Origin of the sequence: Advenella mandrilli (assembly GCF_016595155.1) — a bacterium.
In the GTDB taxonomy this organism is placed as follows: domain Bacteria; phylum Pseudomonadota; class Gammaproteobacteria; order Burkholderiales; family Burkholderiaceae_B; genus Advenella; species Advenella mandrilli.
In genome coordinates, this window is sequence record NZ_JAENGP010000006.1 from 20405 (window position 1) to 45852 (window position 25448).

24 protein-coding genes are annotated in these 25448 nt (G+C 50.7%); 22 read left to right on the plus strand and 2 right to left on the minus strand.

Annotated elements, in window-relative coordinates; all coding sequences use genetic code 11:
* The first annotated feature begins 11 nt into the window (after positions 1–11).
* From nuoI to ccmI, 20 genes are all read left to right on the plus strand, one after another.
* Positions 12–500: an NADH-quinone oxidoreductase subunit NuoI gene (nuoI, locus tag JHL22_RS06810; protein ID WP_169294048.1), complete on the plus strand. Its 489-nt coding sequence runs from the start codon at positions 12–14 to the stop codon at positions 498–500.
* An 18-nt stretch (positions 501–518) separates the two neighbouring features.
* Positions 519–1145 (plus strand): NADH-quinone oxidoreductase subunit J, encoded by a 627-nt coding sequence (locus JHL22_RS06815; RefSeq protein WP_200235293.1) that lies wholly within the window; start codon positions 519–521, stop codon positions 1143–1145.
* Positions 1142–1468 carry an NADH-quinone oxidoreductase subunit NuoK gene (nuoK, locus tag JHL22_RS06820; RefSeq protein WP_200235295.1) on the plus strand — a complete coding sequence of 109 codons (327 nt, stop codon included), beginning with the start codon at positions 1142–1144 and terminating at the stop codon, positions 1466–1468. Before JHL22_RS06815 ends, nuoK begins: the two co-directional genes overlap by 4 nt.
* A gap of 13 nt (positions 1469–1481) precedes the next feature.
* Complete coding sequence (gene nuoL, locus JHL22_RS06825) at positions 1482–3491, plus strand: NADH-quinone oxidoreductase subunit L (RefSeq protein WP_200235297.1); 2010 nt, start codon at positions 1482–1484, stop codon at positions 3489–3491.
* 10 nt (positions 3492–3501) lie between these two features.
* On the plus strand, positions 3502–4983 hold the full coding sequence (locus JHL22_RS06830; protein ID WP_200235299.1) for an NADH-quinone oxidoreductase subunit M: 1482 nt from the start codon (positions 3502–3504) through the stop codon (positions 4981–4983).
* A 9-nt stretch (positions 4984–4992) separates the two neighbouring features.
* A complete protein-coding gene (gene nuoN, locus JHL22_RS06835) occupies positions 4993–6477 on the plus strand; it encodes an NADH-quinone oxidoreductase subunit NuoN (protein ID WP_200235301.1) in 1485 nt (494 codons plus the stop codon).
* Positions 6478–6489: 12 nt separating this feature from the next.
* Positions 6490–6993 carry a DUF2818 family protein gene (locus JHL22_RS06840; protein ID WP_200235303.1) on the plus strand — a complete coding sequence of 168 codons (504 nt, stop codon included), beginning with the start codon at positions 6490–6492 and terminating at the stop codon, positions 6991–6993.
* A gap of 346 nt (positions 6994–7339) precedes the next feature.
* On the plus strand, positions 7340–7507 hold the full coding sequence (locus tag JHL22_RS06845; RefSeq protein ID WP_200235305.1) for a periplasmic nitrate reductase, NapE protein: 168 nt from the start codon (positions 7340–7342) through the stop codon (positions 7505–7507).
* 130 nt (positions 7508–7637) lie between these two features.
* Positions 7638–8873, plus strand: coding sequence for a pentaheme c-type cytochrome TorC (gene torC / locus JHL22_RS06850; protein WP_200235307.1), 1236 nt, complete (start codon positions 7638–7640; stop codon positions 8871–8873).
* A gap of 15 nt (positions 8874–8888) precedes the next feature.
* Entirely contained in the window at positions 8889–11414 is a 2526-nt protein-coding gene (torA, locus tag JHL22_RS06855; RefSeq protein ID WP_200235309.1) for a trimethylamine-N-oxide reductase TorA, read from the plus strand.
* A 77-nt stretch (positions 11415–11491) separates the two neighbouring features.
* Positions 11492–12178 (plus strand): molecular chaperone TorD, encoded by a 687-nt coding sequence (gene torD, locus JHL22_RS06860; protein ID WP_200235312.1) that lies wholly within the window; start codon positions 11492–11494, stop codon positions 12176–12178.
* 43 nt (positions 12179–12221) lie between these two features.
* Entirely contained in the window at positions 12222–12866 is a 645-nt protein-coding gene (gene ccmA, locus JHL22_RS06865; protein ID WP_200235314.1) for a heme ABC exporter ATP-binding protein CcmA, read from the plus strand.
* 2 nt (positions 12867–12868) lie between these two features.
* A complete protein-coding gene (locus JHL22_RS06870) occupies positions 12869–13528 on the plus strand; it encodes a heme exporter protein CcmB (protein ID WP_234041172.1) in 660 nt (219 codons plus the stop codon).
* Positions 13529–14353 carry a heme ABC transporter permease CcmC gene (gene ccmC, locus JHL22_RS06875; RefSeq protein ID WP_234041168.1) on the plus strand — a complete coding sequence of 275 codons (825 nt, stop codon included), beginning with the start codon at positions 13529–13531 and terminating at the stop codon, positions 14351–14353.
* A gap of 12 nt (positions 14354–14365) precedes the next feature.
* Entirely contained in the window at positions 14366–14587 is a 222-nt protein-coding gene (gene ccmD / locus JHL22_RS06880; RefSeq protein WP_200235318.1) for a heme exporter protein CcmD, read from the plus strand.
* On the plus strand, positions 14574–15023 hold the full coding sequence (ccmE, locus tag JHL22_RS06885; protein WP_200235320.1) for a cytochrome c maturation protein CcmE: 450 nt from the start codon (positions 14574–14576) through the stop codon (positions 15021–15023). The genes ccmD and ccmE overlap by 14 nt, the downstream gene beginning before the upstream one ends.
* A gap of 4 nt (positions 15024–15027) precedes the next feature.
* Positions 15028–17046, plus strand: a complete 2019-nt coding sequence (locus JHL22_RS06890; RefSeq protein WP_200235322.1) for a heme lyase CcmF/NrfE family subunit — start codon at positions 15028–15030, stop codon at positions 17044–17046.
* Positions 17043–17573, plus strand: coding sequence for a DsbE family thiol:disulfide interchange protein (locus JHL22_RS06895; protein WP_200235324.1), 531 nt, complete (start codon positions 17043–17045; stop codon positions 17571–17573). Before JHL22_RS06890 ends, JHL22_RS06895 begins: the two co-directional genes overlap by 4 nt.
* Entirely contained in the window at positions 17570–18094 is a 525-nt protein-coding gene (locus tag JHL22_RS06900) for a cytochrome c-type biogenesis protein (RefSeq protein ID WP_200235327.1), read from the plus strand. Before JHL22_RS06895 ends, JHL22_RS06900 begins: the two co-directional genes overlap by 4 nt.
* Positions 18091–19032 (plus strand): c-type cytochrome biogenesis protein CcmI, encoded by a 942-nt coding sequence (gene ccmI, locus JHL22_RS06905; RefSeq protein ID WP_200235329.1) that lies wholly within the window; start codon positions 18091–18093, stop codon positions 19030–19032. The genes JHL22_RS06900 and ccmI overlap by 4 nt, the downstream gene beginning before the upstream one ends.
* 214 nt (positions 19033–19246) lie before the next feature.
* On the opposite strand, the gene serB is transcribed toward ccmI, so the two are convergent.
* Together serB and mfd are read right to left on the minus strand one after the other, a co-directional pair.
* On the minus strand, positions 19247–20092 hold the full coding sequence (serB, locus tag JHL22_RS06910) for a phosphoserine phosphatase SerB (RefSeq protein WP_200235331.1): 846 nt from the start codon (positions 20090–20092) through the stop codon (positions 19247–19249).
* Between the two features lie 57 nt (positions 20093–20149).
* Positions 20150–23584 carry a transcription-repair coupling factor gene (gene mfd, locus JHL22_RS06915; protein ID WP_200235333.1) on the minus strand — a complete coding sequence of 1145 codons (3435 nt, stop codon included), beginning with the start codon at positions 23582–23584 and terminating at the stop codon, positions 20150–20152.
* Positions 23585–23891: 307 nt separating this feature from the next.
* On the opposite strand from mfd, the gene ispD reads away from it, so the two are divergent.
* Entirely contained in the window at positions 23892–24590 is a 699-nt protein-coding gene (ispD, locus tag JHL22_RS06920) for a 2-C-methyl-D-erythritol 4-phosphate cytidylyltransferase (RefSeq protein ID WP_200235345.1), read from the plus strand.
* Between the two features lie 194 nt (positions 24591–24784).
* Complete coding sequence (gene ispF / locus JHL22_RS06925) at positions 24785–25270, plus strand: 2-C-methyl-D-erythritol 2,4-cyclodiphosphate synthase (RefSeq protein WP_200235335.1); 486 nt, start codon at positions 24785–24787, stop codon at positions 25268–25270.
* Positions 25271–25448 lie beyond the last annotated feature (178 nt).

Sequence of the window (25448 nt, forward strand, 5' to 3'; positions counted from 1 at the left end):
AGAAGAAAATTATGAGTGCTATTAAAGATTTCTTCGGCAGTTTCATGCTGACCGAGATGTTAAAGGGAATGGCCCTGACCGGCAGGTATTTCTTCAAGCGCAAGATTACGCTGCGTTATCCTCATGAAAAAACGCCCATGTCTCCGCGTTTTCGGGGGTTGCATGCCTTGCGTCGCTATCCCAACGGCGAAGAGCGTTGCATTGCCTGTAAGCTTTGCGAAGCAGTGTGCCCCGCCATGGCCATTACCATTGAATCCGAAGAGCGTGACGATGGAACCCGTCGCACCACGCGCTACGATATTGACTTAACCAAATGTATCTTTTGCGGCTTTTGTGAAGAGAGCTGCCCGGTGGATTCAATCGTGGAAACCCACATCCACGAATACCACGGTGAAAAACGGGGCGACCTGTATTTCACCAAAGATATGTTGCTTGCAGTAGGTGATAAATATGAATCCGAGATCGCTGCACGTCGTGCAACCGATGCGCCATACAGATAATCGGCAGGTGAGCAAACTATGACTTTTACGACTGTTTTGTTCTATATTCTGGCTACTGTTCTTGTAGTGGCCGGTGCCCGGGTGATTACCGCGCGCAGTCCGATAACGGCTGTGTTGCACTTGATCCTGTCATTTGTAACCGCATCATTGCTGTGGATTCTGATCGGTGCCGAGTTCCTGGGCCTGGTGCTGATCGTGATCTATGTAGGCGCGGTGATGGTCATGTTCCTGTTTGTGGTCATGATGATCGACGTGGTTCCCGAGTCCTTGCGGGCCGGTTTCCGTACCTATATGCCGTTGGGCCTGGTGGTTGGCGGCATCATGGTGCTGGAAATTGCTTTTGTACTGGGTACGGTGTACTACGGTTCAGGAGCGCCGGTTCCGCTTCCCGATTCCTACGACAATACACTTGAGCTGGGCATTGCCATGTACAGCGAATATTCGTATGCCATTCAGGTGGGTGCGCTGGTTCTGCTGGTGGGCATGATTTCAGCCATTGCACTGACCCTGCGTGAACGTAGCAACCGCAAATACGTGAATGTCAATGATCAGCTGCATGTAAATGCCGCCGACCGTATAAGGCTTGTCAGCATGAAATCTGAAAAAGAAGAAGCTGCGCCAGTAAAAGAAGGGGATTCAGAATGACGCTAACTTTGGCACATTATCTGATTTTAGGGGCCATCATGTTTGCCCTGGGTGTATTTGGTGTTTTTCTGAATCGCCGCAATCTTATTAGTCTGTTGATGTCCATCGAACTTATGCTGTTGTCGGTGAATATCAATTTCGTGGCATTTTCCATGTGGAATCCTGGTGCCAACGGCTTGCCCGAAACCTCAGGACAGATCTTCGTGTTCTTTATCCTGACGGTTGCCGCTGCCGAGGCCGCAATTGGTTTGGCTATCCTGGTCCTGTTGTTCCGCAGAATCAATTCCATTAATGTTGACGACATTGGTCGTCTGAAAGGGTAAGGGGAATTTCAGCATGACACCAACATTCTCTAGTGCCTTTTTACTCCTGATCGCATTGGGCCCGCTTGCCGGCGCCATTATTACCGGTCTGTTTGGCACAGGATTCCTCGGGCGCTCGGTCAGTCGCAAAGGCTCGCACAGCTTAACGATTTTGCTGGTTGCCATTTCTTTCTTTGGCTCGCTTTATGTTCTGTATGAAGTGGCCATGAATGGTGCCTATTATGACCAAGCTATTTATACCTGGAGCCTGGTTGGCACAAAGGTATTTGAAATTGGCTTCTTAATAGATCCTTTAACCGCCCTCATGATGGTGGTGGTTACCTCGGTTTCATTAATGGTTCATATTTACACCATTGGTTATATGGTTGATGATCCGGGCTATCAGCGCTTCTTTTCCTACATCTCATTGTTTACGTTCTCAATGTTGATGCTGGTGATGGCTAATAACATGCTACAGCTGTTCTTTGGTTGGGAAGCAGTGGGTCTGGTTTCTTACCTGCTTATTGGTTTCTGGTTTACTCGCGATACCGCTGTTTTCGCCAACATGAAAGCGTTCATCATGAACCGTGTGGGTGACTTCGGTTTTGTGTTGGGTATCGGCCTGTTGTTTGCCTATACCGGCTCTATGAACTACGCCGAGATTTTTGCCCAGGCCGATTCCCTGGATACCCTGATTTTTCCGGGTACCGACTGGAAGCTGATCACGGTTGCATGTATCTGTCTGTTCATTGGTGCAATGGGTAAATCCGCCCAGGTGCCTTTGCACTCATGGCTCCCCGATTCCATGGAAGGTCCTACCCCCATTTCCGCATTGATTCACGCGGCGACCATGGTGACCGCCGGTATCTTTATGGTTGCCCGGTTCTCTCCCTTGTTTGAACTGTCCTCAACCGCCTTGTCATTCATTATTGTGATTGGCAGTATCGGTGCACTGTTCCTGGGTATCCTGGGTATTATTCAAACCGATATCAAGCGCGTGGTGGCTTATTCAACCCTGTCTCAGCTGGGTTACATGACGGTGGCATTGGGTGCGTCAGCCTATCCGGTTGCTATTTTCCACTTAATGACACACGCCTTCTTCAAAGCCCTGTTGTTCCTGGGTGCGGGTTCAGTCATTATCGGCATGCATCATGACCAGGATATCCGTAACATGGGTGGCCTGCGTAAATACATGCCCATTACCTGGATTACTTTCCTGCTTGGTACGCTATCACTGGTCGGTACACCGTTCTTCTCGGGTTTCTATTCCAAAGAGCACGTGATTGAAGCCGCTGGTCTGGCCAATATCTGGGGTGCCAATTTTGCTTACTGGTCTACGCTAATCGGTGTTTTTGTCACGTCGCTGTATTCATTCCGTCTTTATTTCCTGGTTTTCCACGGAAAAGAGCGTTTCAATACCAAGCCTACACATGGCAAGAAACACGATGACCATGGTCATCACGGTGGCGTGCCGCACGAGTCGCCCTGGGTGGTTACCTTGCCCCTGATCCTGCTGGCGGTTCCCTCTGTGGTCATTGGTGCGTGGGCAATTGATCCCTTGCTATTCAATGGCTTCTTTGGCAATTCAATTGTGGTATTGGCCGAACACCCTGCGATGGCAGAACTGGCCAGCACTTATCATGGCTGGGTTGCTTATGGCCTGCACGCTTTCCAAACGGCGCCATTCTGGCTAATGATTGCCGGTCTGGTCACCGCATGGTACTGCTATATCGTTAATCCCAAGCTTCCTGCCAAACTGTATCAGGCGTTTTCCGGTATCAACCGTATTCTGGAAAACAAATACTATGCAGACTGGTTTAATGAAAACGTGGTTTCCCGTGCTGTTCGTGGGCTGGGTGGCGTTTTCTGGAAAGTTGGTGATAAAGGTATTATTGATGGCGCAATTATTGGTGGAAGTACAAGGCTGGTAGGCTGGATTGCCGCCGTCAGCCGCTACTTGCAGTCCGGTTATATCTATCACTACGCGTTTGCGATGATTGCTGGCGTGATTGCATTAATTACTTTATTTGTGCTGGTAAACTAAGATGGGCGAAATGACTACTACTATTCCTTGGCTTTCCTTGTCGATATTCGTGCCAATTGTTGCGGGTATACTGGTGTTGATATTCGGTCGAGATGACCGGGCCGACTATACTCGCAAGATGGCTCTGGTTGGCGCTATCGTCAGTTTTCTGGTGACCCTGCCCATTTACTTCGGGTTTGACTCCTCAACGGCCAATATGCAGTTCGTTGAGAACGTTTCCTGGATTGCGGCATTCAATTCTGCCTATCATTTAGGGGTTGATGGCATTTCCATCTGGTTTGTGCTGTTAACCGCCTTCATCACCATCATTGTGGTGCTGGCCGGCTGGGAAGTGATAACCACCCGTATTGCCCAATACATGGCTGCTTTCCTGATTCTTTCAGGCCTGATGGTGGGTGTGTTTGTGGCGCTTGACGGCCTGCTGTTCTACGTGTTCTTCGAGGCAACCCTGATCCCGATGTATATTATTATCGGTGTCTGGGGTGGTCCCAACCGCGTTTATGCCGCGTTCAAGTTCTTCCTGTATACCTTGCTGGGTTCACTGCTTACGCTTATTGCCTTTATCTATCTGTATACCGTTACCGGTACCTTTGATATTGCCACCTGGCAGGCAGCCCAACTGGGTTATACACCACAGTTACTGATCTTTATTGCCTTGTTTGCCGCCTTTGCCGTGAAGGTGCCAATGTGGCCGGTGCATACCTGGTTGCCTGATGCCCACGTTGAAGCCCCTACCGGTGGTTCTATCGTGCTGGCAGCGATCATGCTAAAACTGGGTGCTTACGGTTTCCTGCGTTTTTCACTGCCGATTGCCCCCGATGCCTCACAAAGCCTGTCTGGTATCATGATTGCCCTGTCCCTGATTGCGGTTATCTATATTGGCCTGGTAGCGATTGTCCAGGATGACATGAAAAAACTGGTGGCTTATTCATCGGTTGCTCACATGGGTTTTGTCACCCTGGGCTTTTTCATGTTCAATATCACCGGTCTTGAAGGCGCGGTGATGCAGATGATTTCCCACGGTTTTGTTTCAGGCGCCATGTTTTTGTGTATCGGGCTGCTGTATGAGCGCGTGCATAGCCGCCAGATTTCCGATTACGGTGGTGTGGTCAATGTGATGCCCAAATTCGTCACCTTCTTCGTGCTGTTTTCCATGGCGAATGCCGGTTTGCCTGCCACCAGCGGTTTTATTGGCGAATTCCTGGTTATTCTGGGTGCCGTTGAATACAACTTCTGGATTGGTCTGTTAACCGCAACCGCCCTGTTATGGGGTGCATCGTACTCTCTCTGGATGGTCAAACGTGTGGCTTATGGCGAAATCAAACATGACCATGTCCGTGAAATGAAAGACATCAATTGCCGCGAATTCCTGATTCTGGGCTTGCTGGCTATTTTTGTGCTGTACATGGGTATTCATCCGAAGCCCTTCACCGATGTGATGCACGTTTCTCTCCAACAATTGTTGGAGCATGTTGCAATTTCTAAACTGTAAGTCTGGACAATGATGGAAAATCAATTTAATTTTGCACTCGCTTTGCCGGAAATTACGTTAAGTATTCTGGCAACGTTGATCCTGCTGGTGGATGTGTTTATTCCTTCCAAAAACAGGTCACTTACCTATATGCTCTCGCTGGGCGCACTGGTCATTGTCACTTTGGTGTCGATGTATCAGTGGAATGCCGGTGTGGCTGGCCATACTTTTTATGGTAATTACGTTACCGATCCGCTTGCTCACCTCATGAAAGTAGCCTCATACCTGGCGGTCATGGCAACCCTGATTTACAGCCGCCAGTATGTGATTGATCGTGGCATGGTCAAGGGCGGAGAGCTTTATTCTCTAACCCTGTTTGCGCTGGTTGGCCAAATGGTCATGATTTCCGCTTCCAGCATGCTTACCATTTATCTGGGTCTGGAGCTCATGTCACTGGCCCTGTATGCACTGGTTGCGGTTCGTCGCGATTCGCTGGTGGCGGTTGAATCTGCCATGAAATACTTCGTGCTGGGTTCCCTGGCATCCGGTTTCATGCTGTATGGTATTTCCATGGTTTACGGTGCAACCGGTCATATTGACCTGGCCGGTGTTGCCGGGGCGATCAAGGCCGGCAATGTCAGCTATATGGCCATGACACTGGGTATGGTGTTTGTGGTGTGCGGTCTGGCGTTCAAACTGGGTGCCGTGCCTTTCCACATGTGGCTTCCCGACGTTTACATGGGTGCGCCTACCGCGATTACCTTAACCATTGGTGCAGCGCCCAAGCTGGCAGCATTGGCCATTACACTTCGCTTCCTGATAGAAGGCCTGCATGGTTTGGCTGACAGCTGGCAGCAAATGTTGATGATTCTGGCCGTTCTGTCGCTGGCAATCGGTAACCTGACCGCCATTATGCAAACCAACTTCAAGCGCATGCTGGCTTATTCAACCATTTCACACGTTGGTTTTGTTCTGCTGGGCTTGCTGTCGGGTGTGAATGCGGATGGTTCACTGGCTATTGGTGCATACGGTTCAGCCCTGTTTTACATGATTACTTATGTATTAACCACGCTGGCCAGTTTTGGTATTATCTTGCTGCTTAGCCGTCAGGGCTTCGAATGCGAAGAAATCAGTGACCTGAAAGGCCTTAACCGCCGCAGTCCCCTGATGGCGTTTGGGGTACTTATCCTGATGTTCTCTTTGGCAGGTATACCGCCGCTGGTGGGCTTTTATGCAAAACTGGTTGTCTTGCAGGCTGCCATTGCCGCCGGCCATATGTATCTGGCTATCGTTGCTGTGCTGTTTTCATTAATTGGTGCCTATTATTACCTGCGCGTTGTCAAGGTCATGTACTTTGACGAACCGGCAGCCGATGCACCGGTTATTGGCAATCAGCTGACTTTCCGTAGTGGCGTCATGTCTGTAAACGGTCTGGTTATTATTCTGTTGGGTATTTTGCCAGGCGGTTTAATGACATTATGTGTACAGGTTATTGACGCATCACTGAAATTTTAGGGTTTTATAAGTATGTTTCCTGCCTCTTCCATCTGGTTGCTGATTATTCTGGCTTTTGCCACAGCATTGCTTCCGTTCCTAACCGAAAGGGCGTTTGCATTTGTTCCCTGGAAGCAGCAGGGTGAACCTGATCGAAACGGCCTGTTTTATTTTCTGCGGGCTTTGTTAAGTTATCTGGTGGTTGGGGCAGGTTGTTATTTGCTGTCCCGGCCCGCAGTAGATAGCCTTATGCAGGTGATCGCCGTGGTATTGATTGTGGCGGGTGTTTACTTTCCCGGCCAGGTCATGGCCAAAAGCCTTAAGGTAAAAACCTTTTTTAACCGCCTTATTGAAGTGACTGTGTTTTTCTTTGTGGTGGCTGCGGTGGGTTTTGCACTTGAGGCTTACTATACCAACCCGATTGCCCAAGGTTGGGAGTTTTGGGCGATTTTCGCTTGCCTGTATATTGTGCTGGCCTATCCGGGGTTTGTATACCGGCATTTATTGCGGCATCCTAAAAAACATGAACATGCCTAGTTGTTTTTAGATAAGAAAACAAAAAGCCGGTTATTGAAAAATAACCGGCTTTTTTATTTCGTTTTTATATAAATAGTATTTGTTTGACGCATGTCAATCATCGTGTTCATTAGTGTGGCAATTTTGAATTGAGAGAGGCTATTGATTATTCTGTTCGAATAGCGCTTGTGATACTATAAGCTTTAATAAATATTTACTATGATTAATGAAAATAATTTAATGTGTTTAAATATTATTTACATTAATTTACATTTGTTTTTCGGTGTTATCGTAGTATCGGTTTCATTCAATAAAATCAATTAATGCATTAAACATGACAGTTTAATGTTTGTAAAGGGAACAAGCCATGGCAAAAAATTATCAACCACCAACAGAGATTGGTGCTAAAGGCGAGTGGAAGCGGTTTTTCATGTTGGGATTTGTAGGCCTGCCCATTGCTATTTTATTGGCAGTCTGTGCTTACGGTTTCATCATCTGGTTTATGCAAATTCTTTTCTGGGGTCCTCCAAACTAACGCTTATCAACCCGGTTTTCACGTTGAATGTCTTGTTTTTGCATCTGTTGCGTTTTTACGGCAATGGTTTGCGTAAAGGTTAGCGTTCAGGGACGTGATATTGTTCTGAATTTTAAAAAACGGTGAGCCCATGCGCTTTATAATAAATTTTATCAAATGGACCTACGATATCTTTACACGTCCTGCCGCCAAAATCGGTTTGGGTGTATTGGTTGCTGGTGGTTTTGTTGCCGGGGCTCTGTTCTGGCATATGTTTAATCTCGGCATGGATAAAACCAACGAGGAACAATTCTGTTTGTCCTGTCATACGATGGAAGACAACCTGTTGCCAGAACTGCAAAAAACAGTGCACTGGCAAAACCGCTCGGGTGTGCGCGCCCGTTGCCCGGACTGCCATGTACCTCATGAGTTTACCGACAAGGTAGCCCGTAAAATGCAGGCTTCACGCGAGGTGCTGGCGCACATCACGGGAACCATCGGTACTCGCGAAAAATTCAAAGAGCACCGTATCGTACTGGCGCAACGTGAATGGGCACGCTTTAAAGCGAACAACTCTAAAGAGTGCCGCAACTGCCACGATTACAACAGTATGGATTTCAGCAAAATGCGCGTGACTTCTCAAATGATCATGCGTAGCGCTGCCGAGCGTGATGCCAGCTGTGTTGACTGTCACCGTGGTATTGCCCACTCGCTGCCTGACTTGCAAGGATCACGTAACCCTGCCTTTGATACGCTCATGTCCGAGGCGCGTAGTGTTTCTGTTGAGTCTGGCGTGACTTATTACAGCGCAGCACCGCAAGATCTTTTTGCTGATGAAGGCCTGACTCAAAAATTGGGTAGCCTTGAAGTGGCAACGCCGGTTCGTATTGTAGAGGTCAAGGGTGATGTCCAGAAAATAGAACTGGATTTGTGGCGTAAAAACAAAGGTTTCGGTCGTGTCCTGAACAGTGAGTTTGGTTTGAACATTACCAGCGCCATTCTTGAAAAAACAGTTTCCCAGGATCCCGCTCTTATTGAAGTGCTGGAAGCCAAGGTTGATGACCTGACCGGTCTTGAATGGCAAAAAGTGGCGGTCCAGGGGTGGGTTAGCACGGGTGCCGTGCTGAATAGTCCTGAAACCATCTGGAATATCGCGCGTACCAGCTATCAAAACAGCTGCAGTGTGTGCCATCGTCAACCGGTTGAGTCGGGCCACGATACTAACCAATGGCCTGGATTGTTTGCCGGGATGGTTGGCTTTACCAACATGGATGCAGATACATCGAAATTGGTCTTGAAATATTTACAAATGCACTCTTCTGATTTTGCCACTGGCTCACAAGCTCCAGGCTCCCCAGAAAGTACTGTGCAATCGGCTAGGCCATAAGGAAAAGAGGCTATTATGAATAACGTTAGCAGAAGAGGCTTTCTGACCGGAATGGTTGGTTTAGGTGCAACCGCCGTGTTGCCGTCCGCTTTAATCAATACCTTAATGGTTACACCCGCCAAGGCAAATACGGCGGCGGCACAAGATTTTAAAGGTTGGAAAATGTCAGGCGCTCACTGGGGGGCTTTCCGCGCCCGGGTCGAGGCCGACCGCGTGATGGAAATCCGTCCTTTCGAGTTTGACAAACACCCCAGTGATATTTTAAAAGGCACGATGGGGGTTATTTACAGCCCGTCTCGCGTGCGTTATCCAATGGTTCGTCTTGACTGGTTCAAGAACCGTCATCGCAGTAATACCGCCGAGCGTGGTGATAACCGCTTCGTGCGCGTTTCCTGGGATGAGGCACTGGACCTGGTTTATGATGAGCTGGAGCGCATTCAAAATACTTACGGACCATGGGCTTTACATACGGCCAACGTAGGCTGGCGCTCGGTAGGGCAGATGCATAGCTGTGGCAACCATATGTTGCGTGCCGTGGGTATGCATGGCCGTAGTGTGGGTACCGCAGGTGACTATTCTACTGGCGCAGGGCAAATGATTTTGCCCTATATCCTGGGTTCTACCGAAGTATATTCACAAGGAACTTCATGGGATATTATTCTTAAGGAAAGTAACGTCATTGTGCTGTGGGCCACTGACTTGAACAAGAACTTGCAGGTAGGCTGGAATACCGAAACCCATGAGGCTTATGCCTACCTGGAGCAGCTCAAGGACAAAGTCGCCAATAAAGAGATTCAGGTTATTTCTATTGACCCCGTCAAGAGTAAAACCCAAAATTATCTGGATTGCGACCATCAGTACGTGAATCCCATGACCGATGTTGCCCTGATGCTGGCACTGGCTCATACCCTGTGGAAAGAAGATTTATACGATAAGAAGTTTCTGGATCTTTACACCCTTGGGTTTGATGATTTTCTGCCTTACCTGAAAGGCGAAAACGAAGATATGGTAGAAAAAACACCCGAATGGGCTGCGCCTATTTGTGGTGTGAGTGCTGACCGTATTCGTGAGTTGGCCCGCCTGTTTGCCAAAAACCGTACGCAGATTATCTTTGGTTGGGCCATTCAGCGCCAGCAGCACGGTGAGCAACCGTACTGGATGGGCGCGATTTTAGCGGCTATGCTGGGTCAAATTGGCTTGCCGGGTGGCGGGGTCAGTTACTCTCACCACTATAGCTCGGTGGGTGTTTCCAGCTCGGGGGCTTCCATGCCTGGTGCTTTCCCGCTTAACCTGGATACCGGTCGTACCCCCAAGCACGATAATACGAACTATGATGGTTACAGCTCGGTGATTCCGGTGGCGCGTGCCGTTGATGCCTTGCTGGAACCCGGGAAAGAGATTGATTTCAACGGTCACAAGGTAAAACTGCCGCCGTACAAAATGGGCATCTTTACCGGTAGCAATCAGTGGCATCGTCACCAGGATCGCAATCGCATGAAGCTTGCCTACCGTAATATTGAAACGGTCGTTGCGGTAGATTACAACTGGACGGCGACCTGCCGTTTTGCCGATATTGTATTGCCGGCATGTACCCCGTTTGAACGTAACGATATTGATGCCTACGGTTCTTATAGTAACCGTGGCGTTATTGCCATGCACAAGCTGGTAGACCCGCTGTATCACTCCCGTTCAGACTTTGATATTTGGCGTGAGTTCTGCAAACGCTTCAAGCGTGATATTGAATACTCGCGCGGCATGACGGAAATGCAATGGGTTGAACAGCTTTATAATGACTGCCGCATTGATAATGCTAAAAAAGATTTCCCCATGCCCACCTTTGAAGAATTCTGGGACATTGGTTATGTCCTGTTTCCCGAAGGCAAGCCATGGGTTCGACACGCAGACTTTCGTGAAGATCCCGAGGTGAATGCCCTGGGTACGCCATCGGGCTTTATCGAGATTTTCAGCCGCAAGATTGCACGCTACGGATACGATGATTGCAAGGGGCATCCAATCTGGATGGAAAAAGCCGAACGCTCTCATGGTGGCCCCAACTCTGATAAATACCCCTTGTGGCTGCAGTCCTGTCACCCCAATGAACGGCTTCATTCGCAAACCTGCGAATCCGAGGAAAGGCGTGCCGAATATACAGTACAAGGCCGTGAGCCTGTTTATATCGGCCCTGTAGATGCGGAACGTCGTGGTATTAAACACGGTGATCTGGTGCGTGTATACAATGACCGTGGGCAGCTGCTGGCCGGTGCCGTGGTGTCGGATAACTACCCCGAAGGGATTATCAGGATTGAAGAGGGCGCGTGGTATGGTCCGGTTGGCCCTGAAATTGGCTCGCTGGATACTTACGGTGACCCCAACACCCTGACACTGGATGTGGGTACTTCCAAGCTTGCCCAAGGGCCAAGTGCAAATACCTGCCTGGTGGAAATAGAGAAGTTTGAGGGTGTGGCACCTCCGGTAACGTCGTTTGGCGGACCCAATGAAGTCTTGCCCGATGGTTCTCCGGCACCTAAAGACCGCGCTTAGTCACCCACAAGTGCGAGCAGGTAAGCGCTCGCACTTGTTGTTTGGCAGATCAATTTTACTCAGGATAAAAACCTTTTATGGTAGATGTTGTAGATAGCTGGACTTCTGTTAGCCAGAGTCGCGCCTTGTTGTATCGCTGGTTTTCCAATCTTTTGTCGTTAGAGTTAACGCAAGAGCAGGTGCAGTTGTACCAAAGCGGGCAACTTGATGGCTTGTACGAAAGTCTTGGGCAAACTGGCCTGGAAGCCGAAGTGAAACGTGTGCGTCAGGCTGTTGCGGCCTGGCCGGCTTTTGCCCACTTGCGTATCGAACTGGCGGCGGATTTTGCGCAGCAGTTTTTGCTTGATGCCAAATCAGCCGCGATTCCTTATGCTTCTGCTTACCAGGACGAAAAACAAATGTATGGCTCTGTCGAGCGGTTAATGCGTGATGTTTTGCGTGAAAATTGCCTGGAAATTCCGCGTGAATTTAATGAGCCTGCCGATCACCTGGCCGTGATTCTGGCCACCATGGCGCAGTGGATCGAGCGTGAGCAATCGCATGACAGCGCTTGTGCACAATGGCGTAAAACCGTGCAGGACCAGTATGATTTCGTGCAGAAAATGCTGTTGGTCTGGTTGCCCGAGTTTGCCCGGCGCAGTCAGCTAATTCCCACCAGCAGTGATTTTTATCCGGCCATCACACAGCTCTTGCTGGCCTTTGTAACCGTAGATGCCGATTACCTGTTGTCTTGCCTGCAAGACGACGGTGAGCAGGCTGATTAACGCTTTTTCATCCTTTCATTGTGGGTCGTGGTCATAAAGTTGTATGAGTCCTGCTGCCTTATCGGTTGATAATTTCTCTCTTATGCGAGGCCAGTTGCTGCTTTGCCATCAATGGCAGATGCGTTTACAGGCGGGGCAGTGTGTTCATTTGGCTGGCGCTAATGGATGTGGCAAGACCAGTTTTTTTCAGGCGGTCACAGGACTGTTGCAACCCGAGCAGGGTGACGTGTATTGGCACGGCCAGGCATTGGCCAAGGCAGGTAATGCGGTGCGTCGGCAATGGCATTATTGCACCCATGACAATGCCCTGAAAGAGGCGCTAAGCGTGACTGAAAATGCCTTGCTTGCTGCCCGTCTTTGTAGGGTAAGCGTTACCGATAATTTCCTTGAAGAAGCCCTGCAGGAAATGCAGCTGGTTTTTTTGGCGGACACCCCGGTGTTGCAGTTGTCACAGGGGCAAAAACGGCGTGCTTCCTTATTGAGACTCAAGCTTGTTCCGCGCCCTGTGTGGTTGCTTGATGAACCCTTTAACGCTCTGGATGAAGCCGGACGCCACCAACTGGCGCACTGGATGAACCGGCATTGTGAAAAAGGCGGCAGTGTCTTGTTCACCAGTCATTTTGCCTGGCCAGGCCATTTGAAGGTAAACCATCAGGTGGTTTTTGGCAAACCTGGGGGGGAAGCGTGACCATGCCCGTTTTTTTCAGTCTGATACAACGGGATATTCGCCAGGCCTGGCGCAACCGCCTGGATGTGAGTATCGGCCTGGTGTTTTTCGTGGTGGTGGCGGCCTTGTTCCCTTTGGCCATCAAGCCCAGCCCCGAGCTGCTTGAGCAGATTGGGGTCGCCGTGATTATGGTATGCGGCTTGTTGGCCAATTTGCTCACGCTTAACCGCCTGTTCGAGGAAGACTGGGCGGACGGGAGCCTGCTGCAATTATTGTTGTTACCAATTCCCAATGCCTTGATGGTATTGGCTAAAATGATCGCGTATTACCTGACTATCGGTATTCCCCTAAGCCTTGTTTCCTTGCTGCTGCATACGCAATATCAGCTGGCACCTGGTTTGATGTGGCCTATTTTTGCTGCCATTGTCTTAATGATGGGTATTTTATCGGCATTGGGGGCGCTAAGTAGTGCGTTAACGCTGGGTTTACGTCAGGCAGGGCTGCTGATGTCTTTACTGCATTTACCTTTGTGTGCGCCCGTTTTGATTTTTGCCAGTCGCGCCGTTTACAGTAGCGCTGAAAACGGTTTTGCCGAATGGTGGTTGCTGGGTGCTTTATTGTTGGGAACCTGGTTTTTTATTCCGGTTGCGGCGGCAGCGGCATTACGTCTGGCGGTTGAGTAAATGATGAAGAAAAATATGAATCGCCAAAGGTCCTTACCCTCTCTTTCCGCGTCTTCAGATTCTGCCACAGCAAAGGGAAATTGGCGCCAGTTTGCCAGTCCGGTCATGTTTGATCGCCTGGTGGGAAAACTGTTTTGGCCCCTGATGCTGGCAGCCATGTTATGTGCGTTGGCAGGCCTGGCGCTGGGCTTGTTGATACTGCCACCTGATGCGGTACAGGGCAACAGTTATCGTATTTTGTTTTTGCATGTGCCCAGTAGCTGGATGGCCATGATTGTGTATTTGGCCATGGCTTTCTGGGCGATTGTATATTGGATTTTACGCACTAAAATGGCAGCAGTAATGATGCAGGCGCTGGCGCCAACCGGCGCCCTGATGGCCATGCTTTCATTATTGACAGGCGCTTTGTGGGGACGTCCCACCTGGGGCACGTATTGGGTCTGGGATGCGCGTTTAACCAGCATGCTCTTGCTGTTTTTTCTGTATCTGGGTTTTATTGCACTAACACGCAGCATTACACAGCAAAAGCGGGCAGACCAGGCCGGCGCCATTATGGCGGTTGTAGGAGCGATTAACGTGCCGGTTATTTATTTTTCCGTGATGTGGTGGAATACCCTGCATCAGGGCGCATCCATCTCCTTCAAATCGGGTGTGAGCATGCATAACAGCATGTTTTGGGCCTTATTGCTAATGGTGGCAGCCAGCTGGCTGTATTGCATTGCCGTGGCACTGGCACGGGCACGGGTCATTGTGTTGCAGCGCGAGGCCGGCAATCGCTGGGCCCGGCAACGTTATGCCAGTACCGTGGCGCAACAGCAAGAGTAGGCGGAATAAAGTATGTATTGGGAAAGCTGGACAGATTTCATACAAATGGGCAGACATGGTTTTTATGTCTGGTCTTGTGTGCTGGCAAGCGTATGTTTGATTGGTTTTGAGTTACTGGTTTTGGCCAGGGAACGGCGCCAGGCGCTGAAGAAACTGCAACAATTGGATCGGCAACAGGATGCCACAGGCACTGTTGTGCATAAAACAGGAGTACAACAACATGAGTCCACGTAAAAAACGCTTGCTATGGGTAGTGGCTGCAGTGGCGGTATTGGGCATTATTTCCATTTTTGTCGTGCAAGCCTTACGTCAGAACATGGTGTTTTTCTACACCCCAACAGAAGTGCAGCAGGGTAAAGTTGGCAGCCAGGAGTATTTCAGGATTGGTGGCATGGTAACAGCAGGCAGTTTGCAGCGGCAAACAGACGGGATTACGGTTGCTTTTGCCATTGACGATGGTGCCACCCGGATTCCAGTGCACTACAAGGGTATTTTGCCCGATTTGTTTAAAGAGGGGCAGGGTGCCGTTGCACAGGGCTATTGGAATGGCCAGGTTTTTACGGCCAAAGAGGTGCTGGCCAAGCATGATGAAAACTATATGCCACCCGAGGCGCAAATGGCGATTGATCAGCAGCATCAAACCGCTAAAACTTTAAAATTGGAGCAGTAAGCGTATGTGGGTAGAATTGGGGCATTTCTCACTTATTTTAGCGGCAACCATTGCCTTGTTCAGTGGTTCACTGGGAATTTGGGCTGGCGCTACACACCGTAATGTCCTGCTGCCTTCGGTAAGAATGAGCGCACAACTAATGGCCGCTTTATTGGTCGTCAGCTTTGTTTTATTAAGCTATGCATTTGTACAAGACGATTTTTCGGTACGCTATGTGGTGCAACAGTCCAATAGCCAATTACCGGTTTTTTATAAGGTGGCGGCTGTCTGGGGCGGACATGAAGGTTCCTTGCTGTTATGGGTGCTCATGTTGGGCTTATGGACTTGGGCGGTTAGCGTAGGGTCAAAAGCCTTGCCTTCCAATATCCAGAATTTGGTATTGGGTGTGTTGGCCTTGTTGATTTTTGGCTTCGCACTGTTTATTTTACTTACTTCCAACCCTTTCGTGCGACAGTTGCCGCCCATGGCTGATGGCACTGACCTGAATCCTTTGTTGCAAGATATTGGCCTGATTTTCCATCCACCATTTTTATATCTTGGCTATGTGGGTTTTGCGGTGGCCTTTGCTTTTGCCATTGCGGCCCTTATTAGTGGCCAGCTTGATGCGGCCTGGGCAAAATTCAGCCGCCCCTGGACCCTTCTTGCCTGGGTCTTTTTAACCATTGGCATTTTTTTGGGTAGTGCCTGGGCTTATTATGAGCTGGGTTGGGGCGGATGGTGGTTCTGGGACCCGGTTGAAAATGCTTCGTTCATGCCCTGGCTGGCGGGAACGGCCCTGATCCATTCGCTGGCGGTTGCCGAAAAACGCAATATTTTCAAGCAATGGACGATACTGCTGGCGATTGCCACGTTTTCCCTGTCGCTGTTGGGCACATTCCTGGTCCGTTCGGGCGTGCTGACATCGGTTCACGCATTTTCCACCGATCCATCGCGCGGTACGTTTATTTTGATTTATCTGATGGTGGTTGTAGGTGGGGCATTGGCCCTGTATAGCTGGCGCGTACCTTTATTAAGCAGTCGTGCAAAATTCAGTCTGTTTTCAAAAGAAACCGCTTTATTGCTGAATAATATTTTCCTGGTTGTCTCTTGCGCCACCATTTTGTTGGGTACTCTGTTTCCCTTGTTGATGGATGCCATTGGCGGGGGCAAGATCTCGGTTGGGCCACCGTATTTCAACCAGGTCTTGGTGCCTATCTGGTTGCCCATGATGGCGCTAATGGCTATTTCCGTTCATTGGCACTGGAAACAGAATCAATGGCAAAAAATACGTCGGGCCACTATAGGTATTGTGGTCGCTGGCATGGTGTTGGGTTTGCCCATGCCCCTGTTTTTTGGTGAGTGGCGCTGGGGCGTGGCGTTGGCCTTGTGTATTTGCTGGGCGGTAGTGGCTTCCAGTATGTGGGCGGTTCATCATCGGGTCCGGCTTACCCAGGCTGGCAACGCCTATTTGCCCACTTTGTTTAAGCAGCCCAGGGCGTTTATTGGCATGCATATTGCGCATATCGGTGTGGCCGTGTTTGCGATTGGTGCCACCGTGGTCTCGGCCTATGAGTGGGAGCGTGATGTGATGATTGATCCGCAGCAAACTGTACAGGTGGAAGATTACGAAGTGCGTTTTCGCAGTTTGCAAGGTCATCGCGGACAAAATTACGAAGCCCTGATTGGTCATTTTGTATTAAGTGCCAACGGTAAGCCGATTGGCGTGTTGAAACCTGAAAAGCGTCAGTATTTCTCGGGGGGGGAGCCCATGACCGAGGCCGCGATTAACCGTGGCCTGTTCAGGGATGTCTACATTTCTCTGGGTGAAATGCATGGCGATAATCCGGAAACCAGCCCCTGGCTGATTCGCGTGTACTGGAAGCCGTTAATGAACTGGGTGTGGGCAGGCTGCCTGTTAATGGCTTTGGGTGGCTGGGTGAGTTTGCGTGACCGGCGTTATCGTGTCAGGAAAACCCAGGCCAGTTCAACGATGCCGCCAGTAAGCACCATAGTGAATCCGGACAGCAAGCAGGTGAAAGTATGAAACGTTGGTTGCCATTAATTTTGTTTGCCGGTTTGCTGGTGCTGTTAGGGGTTGGCTTGGGCATGAACCCACGGGATTTGCCTTCGGCTTTGGTGGGGAAACCCGTCCCCCAGTTTGCCTTGCCTGATTTGATGCATACCCAAAAGCAGGTGACCGGGCAGGATTTTAAAAACAGGGTTTGGGTCTTGAATGTCTGGGCCTCCTGGTGTGTCAGTTGCCAGGCAGAACACGATTTGCTGCTTAAGTGGCAACGCCCCGAAGGGGTGGATCTGGTGGGCCTGAATTACAAGGATGACTCACGCGCTGCCCGTGCCTGGCTGGTGGATATGGGAGGGAATCCCTATGACCGTATTGCTGTTGACATGAAGGGACTGGTGGGCATTGATCTGGGCGTGTATGGTGTGCCCGAGACGTTTATTATCAATCGGCAAGGAGAAATTGTTGAGCGCTTTACCGGTGCCTTAACTGAAGAAGCCCTTGAGAAGAAGCTCAAACCCATGCTTGCCAAGGCGCTGGAAACACCATGAGAAATTTCTTTATACATTTTTTTAGACCGCTGCAAGGTTTGGCCCTGGCTTTACTGGGGGCTACCCTGCTGCTTGCCGGGCAAGGTTTGTTTTTTTCAGGTACGGGCTGGGCGCAAATTGAAACACGACTGAGTGTGGCCGAAGAAGAACGGCTACGCGAAATAGCGAAAGAATTGCGTTGCCTGGTTTGTCAGAATGAGTCGATTGCCGACTCACAGGCCGGTTTGGCACAAGATTTGCGCAAGGAAATCCGGGGGCAAATTACCATCCATAAAACAGATGAGCAAATTATTGATTATCTGGTTCTGCGTTATGGTGAGTTTGTTCACTATCGGCCCGTATTCAGCCCAAAAACCTATTTGTTATGGCTGGGTCCGTTTGCCTTATTGGTGTTTCTGCTGTTTTCCCTGTGGCGTCATATTCGTCGTCAGGCTCAGCAGGCGACAGCGACAGTCCTTGATGAACAGGATATTGCCAAAGATATACAACGTTGGGAAAAAGATTTCGGGAATAAAAAATGACAGAATTAATTTTACTGGGACTATTCATTAGTGCCATTGTGGTTGCCTTGTTGTTTTGGGTAATGCAAAAAAGCAAATATGAAAAATTGCAAAAACGGGCTCTTGAGCAACGCTACATGGTGCATGAGCAAACCTTGCAGGAGCTCCAGCAAGAGTTGGCCGCTGGCAATATGAGCGAGGACAATTACCGGCAGGCGCAGCTTGAAGCGCAAGTCCAGCTGGTTGAAGATATGCGACGCCTGGAAGCCCAGCCACAGGCACCTGCTGGCAGCTCGGCAAAGTACATGCCGTGGGCGATTGTGGCCGTGCCACTGGTGGCCGCAGCCGGTTATTACTATTTGGGTAACCTGGCCGCACTTAATCCGGCCGCTACTTTTGGCATGAATGGTAATGTAGAACAGTTTTTGGGGGCGGTTGAGCAACTGGAGAAAAAAGCCGCCGCGAACCCCGAAGACTTGACGCAGCAGTTGATGCTGGCACGCAGTTATCGTGCGATGGGGCGGCATGGCGATTCTGTCGCTGCTTATGGTCGTGCCTGGGAAGTGATCAAGGATAATCCAACCGAATTATCGCTGTTTGCCGGTGTGTTGGCCTTGTATCGGGGCAGCTTTGAAGGCAAGCCCGATGAGTTGCTTAAACAGGCTTTGGCGATTGATGCTGAAGACCATGATGCTTTGCTGCTTTTGGGCGGTTCTTATTACGAGAAGGGTGATTACCGTAAGGCGATTGAAACCTGGGAAAAGCTGCTGGCGCTGTTACCGGCAGGTAGCGAGGAAAGAAGTGATTTAGTGCGCCAGATTGAAGATACCAAAGCCGTGGAAGCCGATCCGACTAAAGCGGTAGATGGCGACCTGGCTGACGAAATGGACGATTTACCGCATCCGCCTATTCGTTCTGTTGAGGATATTCCTGAACATAAGTTTATGAAAAGTAATTAAGTGCGGCTTCTATCTTTGAATAGGCAGTATGCTCTATCATCATGGGATTAGGGTGAGGCCAAAATGAGGATTGCGGCTTTGTGATGAAACGGGGTATGCCGTGATTGGGATTTCGGCTTCGTTATAAAGCGGGGAATAATCACCCGCTTGTGTTGCTCCAACCGCCCTGCGGGCAGAATCGCACCCCCAGCGGGTGATTATTCCCCTTTTGCAATTAAGAAAACCAGTTCAACACTGCATCCAGCCCAGAGTAATTAATACTGTAAGCCGCCTGTTCCTGCACCACCGGCTTGGCCCGGTAGGCCACCGAATAAGCCGCATGCCCCATCATAATCAAGTCATTGGCGCCATCACCCATGGCAATACATTGTTCTGGTGTGGCATTTTCTTTTTGAGCCAATGCCTGCAGATAGTTTGCCTTGGCCTGGCCATCTACAATATCTCCCAACACGCGGCCGGTTAACACACCGTTTTCAATTTCCAGTGTATTGGCATGCGTTTCATCAAGCCCCAGACGTTCTTGCAAACGTTGCGTGAAAAACGTAAAACCACCAGAAACCAGCAATACTTTCAAGCCCGCTGCTTGCGCACCCTGGACCAGTTTTTCTGCCCCGGGATTCAGGCGCAGGCGTTCTTCATACACCTTTTCAAGCGCACTGGCTGGCACGCCTTCCAGCAAAGCCACCCGACGGCGCAGGCTTTCTGAAAAATCCTTGATTTCCCCCCGCATGGCGGCTTCGGTAATGGCTGACACTTGTTGCTTGCGGCCGGCCATATCGGCAATTTCATCAATACATTCAATATTGATTAAGGTGGAATCCATGTCCATGGCCAGCACTTTCATGTCGGCAAGGGGTTTGTAATCATTGATGAAGGCCGTATCAACCCGGTTGGCGGCAGCCCATTGCACGATTTCTTCCCGGCAGGCAGGATCTACGTCTATCAGGCGGGCGGCACAGCTGTTGATGTGATGAATACCGTTGGCACTTGAAATGGCAGCGGCATGTTCAATAAGGGTGCCCAGAATGCTTGAAGTTTGCAAGATAAGGTGTGTGGTCATGGCTTGTTTTAAAATAAATTGGTTTATGCTTGAATAATTTTAAGTGTAAGTAAACAGTCAGGATAAGGATTTCAGCAGCTGGCGTACCGCATTCACGCGCTGCTTGATATCGGGCATTTTAGCCAGTTCCATACGCAGTTTGTCGGCACCGCTAAAGCGGATGTGTTTTTGTTTTTGTATCAGCTCTATCATGCGTAGCGGGTCTATATTGGCTTTAGGGCCAAAGTTTAGCATGGCCTGCTCATCACTAATATCAAGGCGGGTAATGCCTAGCGGCTCGGCAAGAATCCGTAACCGGTGGGTGGTCATCAGCATGATGGCCGGTTCGGGCAGTTTGCCAAAGCGGTCAATCAGTTCTTCCTGTATGGTGAGTAGCTCGTCTTCGTTTTTGGCGTGTGCCAGGCGCTTGTAAATGGACAGGCGGGCATGTACATCACCGCAATAATCAGAAGGCAGCAGGGCAGAGGTATGCAGCTTGACATCACAGACTGGGGCAAAGGGGGAATCCAGATCAGGCTCTTCGCCGGCTTTCAGGGCGCGTACCGCCTCGTTAAGCATATCGGTATACATGGAAAAGCCAATCTCATGAATATTACCCGATTGCGATTCACCCAGCACTTCACCGGTGCCCCGAATTTCAAGGTCGTGCATGGCCAGGAAAAAGCCCGAACCCAGTTCTTCCATGGACTGGATCGCTTCAAGGCGTTTTTTGGCATTGTTGGTAATCGCATCCTCGCCCGGCGTTAACAGGTAGGCATAGGCCTGATGGTGTGAGCGGCCAACCCGGCCACGCAACTGGTGCAGCTGGGCCAGACCCAGGCGGTCGGCACGATGGATAATAATTGTGTTGGCACTGGGCACGTCAATCCCGGTTTCAATAATGGTGGTGCACAGCAGTACATTGAAGCGCTGCTGGTAGAAGCCTTTCATGACTTCTTCCAGTTCGCGCTCGGGCATTTGGCCATGGGCCACGGCAATGCGGGCTTCGGGTACCAGCTCTTGCAGGCGCGCCTTGCGGTTGTTGATGGTTTCCACTTCATTATGCAGGAAGTAAACCTGCCCACCACGCTTGAGTTCGCGCAGAATGGCTTCGCGGATGGTGCTGCCGTCTTCTCGGCGCACAAAGGTTTTGATGGCCAGCCGTTTTTGCGGTGCGGTGGCAATCACTGAAAAGTCGCGAATGCCTTCCAGCGATAGGCCCAGAGTACGGGGAATGGGGGTGGCGGTTAGGGTAAGAATATCAACCTCGGCCCGCAGTGCCTTCAGGGCTTCTTTCTGGCGTACGCCAAAGCGGTGCTCTTCATCAATAATCACCAGGCCCAGTTCCTTGAACTGGACGTCTTTGGACAGTATTTTGTGGGTACCAATGACGATGTCCACCGTACCTTTGGTAATGCCTTCGATGGTGGCGGACACTTCTTTGCCAGACCTGAAGCGGGATAGCTCGGCCACGTTAACAGGCCAGTCGGCAAAACGGTCGGCAAAGGTTTGGGCGTGTTGTTCGGCCAGCAGGGTGGTTGGGCACAGCAGGGCCACCTGTTTGCCATTGGCTACGCTCAGAAAAGCCGCACGCAGGGCCACTTCGGTTTTGCCAAAGCCCACATCACCGCATACCAGCCGGTCCATGGGTTTGCCCGAGGTCATGTCATTAAGAACGGCTTCAATGGCATCTGCCTGGTCGGCGGTTTCTTCAAAACCAAAGCCTTCCACAAAGCTTTGGTAGTCGCTAAAGGGCAGCTTGAAAGAATAACCCTGGCGTGCGGCCCGCAGGGCATACAGGTTAAGCAGTTCAGCCGCCGCATCGCGAATTTGTTTGGCTGCTTTTTTACGGGCCTTGTCCCATTGGCCCGAGCCCAGCTGGTGCAGGGGAGCCTGCTCGGGGTCGGCACCGCTATAGCGGGCAATCACATGCAATTGTGAAACCGGCACGTACAGGGTGCTTTTGTTGGCGTATTCCAGGTGCAGCAGTTCTACATTGCCTTCGCCCAAGTCCATATTGACCAGGCCATGATAGCGGCCAATGCCGTACTGGACATGGACCACCGGGTCACCTTCGCGCAGCTCGGACAAGTCCCGCACCATGGCGTCAACATCGCTGCTGCGTTCTTGTTGTCGGCGCCGACGCTGGGTGTAGGTGGCCGTGCCGGGGTACAGGTCATTTTCAGTGAGCAGGGCAAAATTAAGGTGCTTAACCAGAAAGCCGGTATTGATGGGGGCCACCACCAGGCCGAAACCGGACTCGGATTTAATAAATTCGTGGACGGTTTCCTGGCTTGTGTCGGGAGCCAGCTTGTGTTCTTGCAGCATTTGCAGCAGGGTTTCACGGCGGCCGGCCGAATCGGCGCAGAGTAAAATTTTATGCTGCCCATTGGCTACCATTTCCTGCAGTTTGGCAAAGGGGTGCTCGGCACGGCGGGCAACAGCGACATTGGGTGCGGCGGTGATTTCTTCTGAAGCCTGCTTGCTGTCCAGGTTAAGGCGGGCAAAACTTTTGAATTGTTGGTAAATCTGGTCACGCGACAGGAATAGCTGTTCGGGCGGCAGTACCGGCCGTTCGCGGTCTGACTTGATGAAGTTATAACGGCTGCTGGTGTCGCTGTGAAAACGCGCAATGGTGTCTTCCAGGTCACCCAGGGTTACCGTGATGGTTTCAGGCTTCAAGTAATTGAAGAGGGTGGCGGTTTCATCAAAGAAAAGCGGCAGGTAGTATTCTATGCCCGCAAAGGCAATGCCGTTACCTACGTCTTTATAGGGCAGGCAGCGGGACGGGTCGCCTTCAAATATTTCACGAAAACGTGAGCGGAAGCGGGTGCGTGCGGCTTCATCCATGGGAAATTCACGGCCGGGCAACAGCTGGACTTCATTCACCGGGTACAGGCTGCGCTGGGTATCAATGTCAAAACTGCGGATGGAGTCTATTTCGTCGTCGAAGAGGTCTATCCGGTAAGGCAGCACTGAGCCCATGGGGAACAGGTCAATAAGGCTGCCTCGGATGCAGAACTCACCGGCAGCCGTAACCTGGGTGACATGGCTGTAGTTGGCCAGCATGAGCTGCTCACGCAGGGCAGATTCATTAACGCGATCGCCTTTTTTGAAAGAAAAGGAATAAGCAGCCAGAAATGAAGGTGGGGGCAGCCGGTACAGTGCCGTGGTAACGGGTACGGTAAGGATGTCCACGTCTTCAAGCATGAGAGCATGCAGGGTTTTCAGGCGCTCTGAAATAAGGTCCTGGTGCGGCGAAAAACCGTCATAGGGCAGGGTTTCCCAGTCGGGTAGCTGGCGTGCCTTTACCTGCGGGTCGAAACGTCTGGTTTCTTCGGCCAGCCGTTGCGCCTGTAACGGGTCGGCACATAGCACGACAATGGTTTTTTGGGCGGCCCGGGCCAGTTCAGCCAATAGCCAGGCGTCTCCGGAGCCGGCCGGGCACGGATGGTTGAATCGTTGGCCGGGCTTCAGGCTGGAAAGCAGTTTGGATGTTGAAGGTAAAGACACAGCAGTCGGAAAGTGGGGATGCAAAGAGTTTATTTTAACAGCGATGTTGTGTGCTTTTAAGGTGAATGTTGTTCTCTGGGTTTTTAACCATTAGTGACTTTTCCTGGCTGGAATGTCGGTTTGGTTTTATCTTCATAATGCTTTTATTACGCAAGCAGTATAAAGCCTGTTTGAGTAAATTCCGTTGCATTCCCCACCTGAGCCTTAATGGTTAGGTGGCGGTAGTTCATGGCGTTGTGATGACGTGGTCCTGTGTATGCAATAATGCTGTTTTGGTGTATTGATGGAATTTTTCCATATAAAAGCGATGGATGAAAAAATAATTGCCCTGATTCCTGCCGGGGGTATTGGTGCGCGTGCACTGGGTGGCGGACATTCGGGCCCCAAGCAGTATCGCGTGATTAACGGCGTGCCCATGCTGGTGCATACGGTTAAGGCTTTGTTAAGCCATGCCGGTATTAGCCAGGTGCATATTGGTGTGGCACCTGGCGATGCTTATATCACTGATTGCGTCATGCCAGAGCCTGCACGGCTTAGCATCCATCGCAGCGGCGGTGCCAGCCGGGCCGATACGGTACTTAATACCTTGCTGGCCAGCCAGGCGGCTGATCATGACTGGGTACTGGTGCATGATGCGGCCCGTCCGGGGTTGCGGGCCGACTCCCTGGCAGCGTTGGTTCAAACCTGTCTGTTGCATGACCGTGGGGGTATTTTGGCGACACCCGTTCCCGATACGGTTAAAAGGGCGGTGGTGGATAGTGGTTTGGATGTGATTGAAAGCACGGTGCCACGTGATGGCCTATGGCTGGCGCAAACACCGCAGATGTTCAGGGTTGGCCTGTTGCGTGATGCACTGCTAATGGCCAAAGCGCAGGGTTTTGAAGTGACTGATGAGGCCTCTGCCATGGAGTTTGCCGGGTACGCGCCGTTGCTGGTCAAGGGTAGCCTAGAGAATATGAAGGTGACCTGGCCCGGTGATTTTGACATGATGGCGCACTGGCTATAATGCAGGCCGGGCGAGCAGTTGTATTGAAGGTGCCGCCTGGCTGAAAGAGTCTGGGTTAGCTTGGTATGGCTGGGTCTGGCGAAGTGGCCTGGTGTACCCGGTATTTTGACAGGCTCTGATAGCCAGAGGAAGATGGCAAAGCCGTTAAATCAGTGTGAAAATAAAGTAAATAGATTAATTGAACAGGAAAAGAAATGACAGTACCTTTCAGAGTGGGTCAGGGGTTTGATGTGCATGCACTGGTTGAAGGCCGGCCCTTGATTTTAGGCGGTGTAACCATACCGCATACGCACGGGCTTAAGGGGCATTCTGATGCCGATGCCCTGTTGCACGCGATTACCGATGCTTTGTTGGGGGCAGCGGGCCTGGGCGATATTGGCCGGCACTTTCCCGATACCGATCCTGCTTATAAGGGGGCGGACAGCCGTGTGCTGCTAAGGGCGTCCTATGCCAAAGTGCAAGAGGCCGGCTGGCAGGCGGTAAACGTGGATGCCACGATTCATGCTCAGGCACCTAAAATCATGCCGCATGCACCGGCCATGGTGGCTAATATCGCGAGTGATTTGGGCTTGCCCGAAGATTGCGTGAATGTGAAAGGCAAAACCAACGAGCATTTGGGGTATTTGGGTAGAAAAGAAGGGATTGCCGCGACGGTGGTGGTGTTGCTGGCTAAGGGGTGATGGGAAGGGAATGTTTGATGGCTAGGGGGCCAGGGGGCTATTAGGCAAGCGGTAATTATCATCAGCAATGAATCATAGGCAGTGAATGATAAGCAGCAGCGGTGCGGTGTTTCCTGCCCTGCTCCAACCGCCCTTTGGGCAGAATCGCAGATCAGGAAACACCGCACCGCTGGGATAC

Coding starts and splice junctions, on each gene's coding strand:
- nuoL (WP_200235297.1), top strand. CDS start 1,482: ATGACACCAACATTCTCTAGTGCCTTTTTACTCCTGATCGCATTGGGC.
- JHL22_RS06890 (WP_200235322.1), top strand. CDS start 15,028: ATGTGGGTAGAATTGGGGCATTTCTCACTTATTTTAGCGGCAACCATT.
- nuoI (WP_169294048.1), top strand. CDS start 12: ATGAGTGCTATTAAAGATTTCTTCGGCAGTTTCATGCTGACCGAGATG.
- torD (WP_200235312.1), top strand. CDS start 11,492: ATGGTAGATGTTGTAGATAGCTGGACTTCTGTTAGCCAGAGTCGCGCC.
- JHL22_RS06815 (WP_200235293.1), top strand. CDS start 519: ATGACTTTTACGACTGTTTTGTTCTATATTCTGGCTACTGTTCTTGTA.
- JHL22_RS06900 (WP_200235327.1), top strand. CDS start 17,570: ATGAGAAATTTCTTTATACATTTTTTTAGACCGCTGCAAGGTTTGGCC.
- JHL22_RS06830 (WP_200235299.1), top strand. CDS start 3,502: ATGACTACTACTATTCCTTGGCTTTCCTTGTCGATATTCGTGCCAATT.
- ispF (WP_200235335.1), top strand. CDS start 24,785: ATGACAGTACCTTTCAGAGTGGGTCAGGGGTTTGATGTGCATGCACTG.
- ccmC (WP_234041168.1), top strand. CDS start 13,529: ATGATGAAGAAAAATATGAATCGCCAAAGGTCCTTACCCTCTCTTTCC.
- ccmE (WP_200235320.1), top strand. CDS start 14,574: ATGAGTCCACGTAAAAAACGCTTGCTATGGGTAGTGGCTGCAGTGGCG.
- JHL22_RS06895 (WP_200235324.1), top strand. CDS start 17,043: ATGAAACGTTGGTTGCCATTAATTTTGTTTGCCGGTTTGCTGGTGCTG.
- ccmD (WP_200235318.1), top strand. CDS start 14,366: ATGTATTGGGAAAGCTGGACAGATTTCATACAAATGGGCAGACATGGT.
- ccmI (WP_200235329.1), top strand. CDS start 18,091: ATGACAGAATTAATTTTACTGGGACTATTCATTAGTGCCATTGTGGTT.
- torC (WP_200235307.1), top strand. CDS start 7,638: ATGCGCTTTATAATAAATTTTATCAAATGGACCTACGATATCTTTACA.
- JHL22_RS06870 (WP_234041172.1), top strand. CDS start 12,869: ATGCCCGTTTTTTTCAGTCTGATACAACGGGATATTCGCCAGGCCTGG.
- JHL22_RS06840 (WP_200235303.1), top strand. CDS start 6,490: ATGTTTCCTGCCTCTTCCATCTGGTTGCTGATTATTCTGGCTTTTGCC.
- nuoN (WP_200235301.1), top strand. CDS start 4,993: ATGATGGAAAATCAATTTAATTTTGCACTCGCTTTGCCGGAAATTACG.
- serB (WP_200235331.1), bottom strand. CDS start 20,092: ATGACCACACACCTTATCTTGCAAACTTCAAGCATTCTGGGCACCCTT.
- JHL22_RS06845 (WP_200235305.1), top strand. CDS start 7,340: ATGGCAAAAAATTATCAACCACCAACAGAGATTGGTGCTAAAGGCGAG.
- torA (WP_200235309.1), top strand. CDS start 8,889: ATGAATAACGTTAGCAGAAGAGGCTTTCTGACCGGAATGGTTGGTTTA.
- ccmA (WP_200235314.1), top strand. CDS start 12,222: ATGAGTCCTGCTGCCTTATCGGTTGATAATTTCTCTCTTATGCGAGGC.
- nuoK (WP_200235295.1), top strand. CDS start 1,142: ATGACGCTAACTTTGGCACATTATCTGATTTTAGGGGCCATCATGTTT.
- ispD (WP_200235345.1), top strand. CDS start 23,892: ATGGATGAAAAAATAATTGCCCTGATTCCTGCCGGGGGTATTGGTGCG.